Origin of the sequence: Mesorhizobium sp. M7A.F.Ca.CA.004.06.1.1 (assembly GCF_003999135.1) — a bacterium.
Taxonomy (GTDB): Bacteria; Pseudomonadota; Alphaproteobacteria; order Rhizobiales; family Rhizobiaceae; genus Mesorhizobium.
This window is the reverse complement of record NZ_RZPQ01000211.1, coordinates 1-8,049: the sequence shown is the minus strand read 5'-3', so window position 1 is coordinate 8,049 and position 8,049 is coordinate 1. Positions and strand designations below refer to the sequence as shown.

The 8,049-nt window shown below is 63.4% G+C and carries 7 protein-coding genes; 2 read left to right on the top strand and 5 right to left on the bottom strand.

What is annotated here, in order from left to right:
- Both EN906_RS14885 and EN906_RS14880 read left to right on the top strand, forming a co-directional pair.
- Nucleotides 1–1,127 (top strand): VWA domain-containing protein (locus EN906_RS14885; protein ID WP_245484254.1); only part of this gene is annotated, 1,127 nt, incomplete at its 5' end.
- Complete coding sequence (locus EN906_RS14880; RefSeq protein ID WP_164749096.1) at nt 1,127–2,014, top strand: amidohydrolase; 888 nt, start codon at nt 1,127–1,129, stop codon at nt 2,012–2,014. The genes EN906_RS14885 and EN906_RS14880, both read left to right, overlap by 1 nt.
- A 4-nt stretch (nt 2,015–2,018) precedes the next feature.
- On the opposite strand, the gene EN906_RS14875 is transcribed toward EN906_RS14880, so the two are convergent.
- The 5 genes from EN906_RS14875 to EN906_RS14855 form a co-directional block, all read right to left on the bottom strand.
- The gene (locus EN906_RS14875; protein WP_127271484.1) at nt 2,019–2,426 is read right to left on the bottom strand and encodes a carboxymuconolactone decarboxylase family protein; all 408 of its coding nucleotides are present in this window, start codon (nt 2,424–2,426) and stop codon (nt 2,019–2,021) included.
- A 317-nt stretch (nt 2,427–2,743) separates the two neighbouring features.
- The gene (locus EN906_RS14870; protein ID WP_127271485.1) at nt 2,744–4,240 is read right to left on the bottom strand and encodes a sugar ABC transporter ATP-binding protein; all 1,497 of its coding nucleotides are present in this window, start codon (nt 4,238–4,240) and stop codon (nt 2,744–2,746) included.
- On the bottom strand, nt 4,240–5,289 hold the full coding sequence (locus EN906_RS14865; RefSeq protein WP_127270711.1) for a hypothetical protein: 1,050 nt from the start codon (nt 5,287–5,289) through the stop codon (nt 4,240–4,242). The genes EN906_RS14870 and EN906_RS14865 overlap by 1 nt, the downstream gene beginning before the upstream one ends.
- The gene (locus EN906_RS14860) at nt 5,286–7,409 is read right to left on the bottom strand and encodes an SMP-30/gluconolactonase/LRE family protein (protein WP_127271488.1); all 2,124 of its coding nucleotides are present in this window, start codon (nt 7,407–7,409) and stop codon (nt 5,286–5,288) included. The genes EN906_RS14865 and EN906_RS14860 overlap by 4 nt, the downstream gene beginning before the upstream one ends.
- 82 nt (nt 7,410–7,491) lie before the next feature.
- A partial coding sequence (locus EN906_RS14855) for a substrate-binding domain-containing protein (RefSeq protein WP_164749095.1) occupies nt 7,492–8,049 on the bottom strand: 558 nt, incomplete at its 5' end.

Here is an 8,049-nt window from a genome sequence, read left to right as displayed (position 1 = left end):
AAACAAGCTTGCCTCGCGCCGCTGCGCCCTTCCTCAGCTTCGGCCGCTTGCTGCGCCGCTATGGTTTCGCCATCGCCCCCGAGCAGGTCTCCGGCTTCATGCAGGCGGTGACGTTGCTCGGGCCGCGCTCGATGGCAGACATCCGCGAGGCCGCCCTTTCCACGCTGGCGCCGCCGCCCGACCGCCGCGACGAATTCGAGGCGCATTTCCAGAGCCATTTTTATGGCAATACGTCCGCCGTGGTCGAAGGCGACGCCGACGAGGAAACTCGCATCAAGGATGATGGCGGCGCCGACGACGAACGGCTCGAGGCCGAACAAAGCCAAGAGGGCGGCGACCTCTCTTCGGCCCTGGAGCAGTTGAGTGTCCGCGACTTCCAGCGCGACGATGACAGGCTGACCGCCTTTCGTCGCAAACTCTCGACCGCTTTACCAGCCCGGCGCTCCTTCCGTACGATACGCACCCACTCGCGCGGTAAGCTCGATCTGCGCCGATCGCTCAGGGAAATCGTCAGCGCCGATGGCGACGTGCCCTCGCCGCTGCTGCGCCGCCGCCAGACCGTACCGCGCAAGCTGCTGCTGCTGATCGACGTTTCCGGCTCGATGAAGCTGCACACAGCGGACTATCTCAAGCTGGCACATGCGGCCGTGCAAGGTGCCGACCGCGCCGAGATATTCACCTTCGGCACGCGGCTGACGCGCATCACCACGGCATTGCGCATCCGCGACCGCGACCAGGCGCTGGCGCGCGCCGCTGCCCAGGTCGACGACTGGGACGGCGGCACCCGCATGGGACCGACGCTGCTCGCCTTCCTCTCGGTGCCGCGCTTTTCGTCGTTTGCACGCGGTGCCACGGTCGTGATCCTGTCCGACGCGCTGGAGCGCGGCGATCATGGCGAGTTGGAGACAGCCATGCGACGGCTGAGCGCCCGCGCTTTCCGGCTGTCGCTGGCCACACCGCTAGCCGGCGACCCGCGCTTCCGGCCGGCAACGGCTGCACTTCGTGCCATCCTGCCTGACCTGGACGACCTCGTCGATGGCTCGTCGGTGAAAAGCCTCACCGATTTCATCCTGTCGCTCGCCCGCCCTGCTTCAGCGGCGGCGACAATCTGGAAGAGGGTTTCGTGATGCAGAAAGCCATCGACGCGCATTTCCACATCTGGCGCCAAAAGGACCAGCCCTGGCTGGTCGGGCCGATGGTGCCGCGCATCTTCGGTCCCTACGAGCCGATCCGGCGCGACTACCCGATCGAGGAATTTCTCGAGGACCAGAGGGATTCAGGCGTCGAAAAGGCCGTCTATGTCCAGACCAACTGGGCCAAGGAGGATTTCGAGAAGGAAGTCGCCTTCCTGCAGAAGACATCCGACGAAACCGGCTGGCCGCATGCCATTGTCGGCTACACCGACATGACAGTCGAGGATATCAGACCGCAGATCGATCGCTTGATGAAATACAAGCTGCTGCGCGGCGTGCGCATGCAACTGCATTGGCACGAGACCCCGGCCTTCCGCTTCGCCGCCTCCGCCGACCAGGTGATCGACCCCAAGGTGCGCGCCAATGTGGCGCGGCTCAAGGACTATGGCCTCTCCTTCGACCTGCAGCTCTTCCCCGCTCAGATGAAGGACGGCCTGACGCTGGTCGGCGAAAACCCGGAGACGAATTTCATCCTCACCCATGCCGGTATGCTGACCGGCATGGAGCCGGAAACCACCGAAGCCTGGAAGGCAGGCCTGCGCACGCTTGCAGCCGCCCCCAACTTCTACGCCAAGCTCTCCGGCCTCGGCACCTTCGTCCACCGCAACGACCCGGCTCTGATCGCCTATATCGTCGACAATGCGATCGACATATTGGGCGCCGACCATCTGATGTTCGGCTCGAACTTTCCGATCGAGAAGCTTTGGACCAGCCACGCCGAGCTGATCAAGACGCACCGCGATGCGGTGGCCAGGCATGGTGCGGCGGCGGAGGCGGATATTTTCTGGAACACGGCGGAGAAGGTTTACCGGCCGGTGTGAGGCCTCACTTCACCTCGAACTGCGGGTCAACCGGAATCTGCATCGCCGTCACCAGATGGTTGGTCTGGCCGGCCAGCCCGATGATCGACACCAGATCGCCATGCTGCGCATCGGTCATGCCTTTGGCGCGGGCCGCCGCCGTGTGCGAGTGGACGCAGTAGGAGCAGCCATTGGCGGTCGAGACAGCAATGTAGATCATCTCCTTGGTCAGCGGATCGATGGCGCTGTCGGCGACCATCACCACCTTCAACTGTTCCCAGATCCGCTTCAGCGCCGGAGGATCATTGGCCAGCCCGCGCCAGAAATTGTTGACGAAATCAGATTTGCGCGTCGCGCGGATGTCGTCGAACACGGCTTTCACGGCGGGGATCTTTTCGACCTCGGCATCGCTGAGGAGTTTCGTCGTGGCCATGGCGTTCCCTTTCGTTTGAATTGAATCAAGTGTTGAGCAATTACGGCCAACCACCTTGGATGAATCGGTTTTCAGCCCCTCACCTTCGTCATCCTAGGGCGAAGCAGGAGCGAAGCTCCGTCGCGGAGACCCTAGGATCCATTCCGTGACGTCTCTCGAAGTGTGCGGCGGAGCAGAATCTTGCGCCGCAGCGACGCATGGAAGTCGCGGCATGGATCCTCGGGTCTGCGCCGCGTCGCTACGCTCCTTGCTTCGCCCGTGGATGACGAAGGGATGGACGTCCCGGCCAATTATCGACGTACGCACCGCCCGGAAACCTAATGCACAGCCGCGTACATGATCTTCTCCTCCGTCGCCTCGGCCGGCGAAAACTCCTCGACGATGCGGCCCTGGCGGCAGACCAGGATGCGGTCGGACAGGTTCATGATCTCCGGCAGGTAGGACGAGATGACGACAACGGCCAGGCCCTCGTCGGCCAGCCGGTTGATGATCTGATGGATCTCGGCGATCGCGCCGACATCGACGCCGCGCGTCGGCTCGTCGAAGATGACGATGCGCGGCTGCTGCACCAGCCCCTTGCCGATCACCACCTTCTGCTGGTTGCCGCCGGACAGTTCGACGACGCGCGCATTGTCGTTGATCGCCTTGATGTTCAACGTCTTCGTCCATTCGGCTGACAGCGCGCGCATTTCCTGCGCGTTGATCACCCAGGCCTTTTCGCGCCCCGCCGCCAGCAGCCCGCCGAACAGGTTCTCGGCAATGCCCATCGTCTCGAAGATGCCTTCGCTCTTGCGGTCCTCGGTGACATAGACGATGCCGTCAGCCACCGCCTCGCTCGGCACGAGATAGCGCACCGGCCTGTCATCGAGCTCGATGGCGCCGCCGCGCAGAAAGTCGCGCTTGTAGATGCCGGAGACGATCTTGAAGGTTTCGGTGCGGCCGGAGCCAATCAGCCCGAACACACCGGTGATCTGGCCCTCGAAGATCGAGAAGGACGTGTTGCGCACGACATTGCTCATCGAGATGTCCTGCACCGACAGCACCTTCTTGCCCGCCTTGCGAAGCTTCGCTTCGTCGCGCTGCCGGTAGATCTGTCCCGACAGCGTGCGCCCGACCATGGCGGAAACGATCCTGTCGCGGTCGAAAGCAGAGGTGTCGTCGGTGATGACCAGCTCGCCGTCGCGCAGGATGGTGATGCGGTCGGCGATATCGAGCGCCTCTTCCAGCGCGTGGCTGATGAAGACGATCGACACGCCGCTCGCCTTCAGCCGCCGGATCAGCGCGAAGAAGTGCCGCTTTTCTTCCGGCGTCAGCGTCGCCGTCGGCTCGTCGAAGATGATGATCTCGGCATTGTGGTGCACCGCGCGCGCGATCTCGACCATCTGCCGCTTGGCAGCACCCAGCGTCGCCACCATGGCGTTCGGGTCGACGGGAAAGTTCAGCGATTGCAGGAATTGCTGCGCCGAAATGTAGGTGCCGCGCAGCCGGTTGAGGAACTTTTCGGTGCCGAGATAAAGGTTCTGCGCCACCGTCATCGACGGCACCAAGCTGGTTTCCTGGAACACCATGGCGATACCGGCCTGAAGCGCCGCGTGCGGCGAGGCGTAGGCGATCTCCTGCCCCTTGTGGAACATCTTGCCCGAGGTGGCGTCGACCACACCGGCGATGATCTTGGTCAGCGTCGATTTTCCCGCGCCGTTCTCGCCAAGCAGCGCGTGGATCTCGCCCTTGCGCAGGTCGAAGCTGACATTCTTCACAGCGGGCACGCCGCGGTAGTTCTTGGTGACATTCTCCAGACGGACAATCGGTTCCATCAGAAACCTCCCGTGGCGACGGAAAGGATGCAGTCGCCGCCCCTGGAGGCGATGAACAGAAGACCGTCCTTTTCCGCAACGCTGCAGATGCCATGGCGCGTGCCATTGGCGCGGCTGTGCAGGCTGAATTGCGGCTGCATCTTCTGGTCAAGCCTGACCACCAGCCCGTAGGAGCGGCTCGGCGACCACGGCTTGTGGATGCCCATGGTGCGGATGCCGCCGCATTGCAGCGGCTCGAGGAAGCTGCGGCTGGAGGCCAGCGCTGGCGCGATCCAGTAGGCAGGCGGCACCTGGCTCAGCATGTCCTGACGGTAATGCGTTTCCTGTAGCACGAATTCGATCAGCCGGTTGCGCGGCGCAAACAGGGTCAGCCACGCCCCACCATCGGCGGAAGGTGACAGCCGCGCGGGATAGCCGGGCAGATGCGTCAGAACCGTCGAGCGGCTGCCCGTCGCGCCATCGAAACGCACCAACTGATGACGCCAGCTTTCGCTGACTAGCACATCGCTGCCGACTGGATGCAGGCCATAGGGAAAGGCAATCTCGCCGGCGACTTTGCGGAAATCACCGCCCGCGGCGTCTCGCTTCCACAGCGAACCGGAGGCACCCTTCTTCATCAGATCGGCGGCCCATTGCGACGGCGCGTGCTCGGCCGAGCCATTGGCCAGCCACAACGTGCCGTCATCCGCATAGGCAAGTGCGGTGATGCAGCTGAGGTCAGCCGGCAGCGAAACGTCGCTGCCGCCAATCAGCAGCTTTCCGCTTTCCAGCCCGACCGTCAGTTCACCGGATGGCGACAGCGCCAGCGCGGTGACGGCAGACGGAAAAGTCTCGACCACGACAGGTTCCGCTCCAGCCGCAATCGAATGGATGGCGTTGCCGCTGGAGGCCAGCAGCCTGTCACCGGCGACGAGCAGATTGTCTGGTTCCGTCATCTCGGCGAAAGCCGGCGCATCATCCAGCCGCGTATTGGGGCGAAAAGCGCCGTCGAGCGGCGGGATGGTGACCGCCTTGCCGCGAAACAGGCCAAGCACCGGATCGAGGATCATGGCTTTGCTCCCCAATAGGAAGCGGGACTGGTCCAGTTCGGGTCGGCGCCTGCGATCTTGTAGCGGCCGATGCGGTTGTTGAGGATGCCGCCGACGAACAGATATCCCTTGTGCTCGCGCATCGAGGTGACCATCGGGTGCGCGCCACCGGTGAGGTCGCCCATCGCCTCGACAATGCCGCCCTTCTCGTTGAACTTGACCACGCCGCCGGTGTTGATGTTGGGGAACAGCCATTCATCCTGCGGCAGGCGGCGCGTCATGCGCTTGCGCATGTCGGGATGGCGCAGCGACAGGTCGAAGCTCGGCGTGCGCATGCCGAGCCACGCCATCCAGTAATTGCCATCGGAGGCGCGGTTGATGTTGTCGGGATAGCCCGGCATGTCGCGGATGACGCATTCGGCGGTGCCGGCCTTCGGCCCTTCCAGCCAGTAGCGATGCACGCGGCAGGCCCAGCTTTCGGCGAAGAACAGCGACTTGCCGTCATGCGCCATGCACACACCGTTGGTGTAGCGGTAACCGTCGAGCAGCGTCTTTGTCGAACCATCCTTCGGATCGTAGACCAGCAGCCGGCCGGTGGCGCGGTTCTCGATCGAATCCAGCGCCCAGTCATGTGCGTCGTAACGCTTGGTCGAGTCGGTGAAATAGATGCGCCCGTCGGGTGCGATGTCGCAGTCATTGGGGTCACGCAAACGCGCATCGTCGACGATCGAGGTCCACGAACGCGATGTCTCCGCCGACAGGCGTTTGACCTCCCGATCCGGCGAGACCGAATAGAGCCCCATGGCGCCGACGCAGCTGATCAGATTGCCCGATTTGTCGAAGGCGAGACCGAGCGGGAAGCCGCCTATATGGGCAAACACTTCCGATTTGACATAGTCTGGCGCGAAGAAACGGACGATCTCGCCATGACGCGTGCCGCAATAGAGATTGTCGTCGCGGTCGAGGATGACGTCTTCTGGCCCCTCCAGCTCGCCAAGCCCGATATGGTCGGCGGCGGACAACCGGTTGTCGAGCTCGTAGGGTGTGCCCGAACCAGGTGCGGCCGACTGTGTCTCGCCCATCTTGAGATAGACCGGCGCGACATAAACCTCGTTCAGCACCTTGTGGCGGTTCTTCAGCCAGCGGATGTCGATGGTCACCGCGACCGCCAGCATGATGCCCAGCACCATCTGGTTGGTGCCGGTGCCATAGCCCAGCCGGATCAGCCCGTTGGTCATGGTCAGCACAATGATGGCGCCCATCAGCCCCTTGATCACCGAGCCGCGGCCGCCGCCAAGGCTGACGCCGCCGACCACCGCCGCCGTCAGCGCCATGATCTCGAGGTTGAGGCCCGTGCCCGGCCCTGCCCCGCTCAGCCGGCAAGCGATGAGGAAGCCGCCGATCGAGGCGCAGAAGCCGGAGAAGACATAGGTCATGAACACCGTGCGGCGCACGCGGATGCCGGCATTGTGGGCCGAGCGCCTGGAGCCGCCGACCGCCAGCACGTGCCAGCCCGGCCGTGAACGGGTCAGCGCGATATGGGTGACGATGGCCAGGATGATCGCCAGCCACACCGAGACCGACAGCCCCCAGAAGGTGCCGTCGCCGATGAAATCCAGCACGTCCGAGGTGGCGCCGGAAAGTTGCACATCGGCGGCATAAGTGGTGACCAGGATGTCGAACAGCGCGCGGCCGAAGATGAAGGTGACCAGCGTGGTGAGAAAGGCGCGCAGCCTGAAATAGCCGACCAGATAGCCGTTGATCGCACCGAACAGCAATCCTGTGGCGATCGATGCGGCAAGCGCCAGCCACACGGACTGATCGAGGATGAAGAAGACATAGACCGCGGAAAAACAGGAGAGCGCGAAGATCGAACCGACCGACAGGTCGATGCCGCCGCCCAGCATGACCACCGTCATGCCGGTGACGATCAGCGAGAATTCGCCGAGCTGACGGGTCGAATCCTGCAGCGCCGTCAGCTTGAAGAAGCCCGGGATGAGCGAGCCGAAGGTTGCCAGCGTCGCCACCAGCGCCAGGAACGGAATGGCGTTGTCGGTCCAGCGCTTGGTCAGGATCTCACCGACGACATGGTCGGGCACGAGATTGTAGCGCCAGGACTGGAGGCGTTCGCGAAAGGACATCAGGTCACTGCTGCAAGAGAAAAGACAAAGAGGTGGCCAGGCAATCCGACCACCTCATCGATATGGATTGAAGAGGCTTGGCTTACTTCGCCGCCGCTTCTGCCTGCAGTGCCTTCAGGTCCCAGCAGCTATCGGGCTTCAGGTCAGCCTTGGTCGTCGCCTTCTCCAGCGTGTAGATGTAGGTGTGCGAGGTGCCGGCCGGCTGGCCGCTCTGCAGCAGGAACTTGATGATGGCGTTCATGTCGCCCGACTGACGGGCAAGATCGGTCATCACCACAGCGCCATAGGTGCCGTCCTGCAGCTTGTCGCAATCGGCCGCCTTCTCGCCACCGCCCGTGGTGACCAGGAACACCTTGCCGTCGAGCTTGGCGTCGCGGATCGCGGCAGCCGCGCCGGTGGCATCGCCGTCCCAGAAATCGATGATGGCGCAGATGTCGGGATTCTGCTGCAGCATCGTCGTCGTCACGTTGCGCGAGGTGGTCGCGTCCCAGTTGGAATCCGGCTTGGCCACCACCTTGAAGTCGGGGTTCTTGTCCAGCACCTTCATGATGCCGGCATATTGGTAGAGGCTCGACGAATTGGCCTGGTCGCCTTGCACCAAACCGAGCTTCTTGGAGGAGTTCGGTCCGCAGCCCTTGAT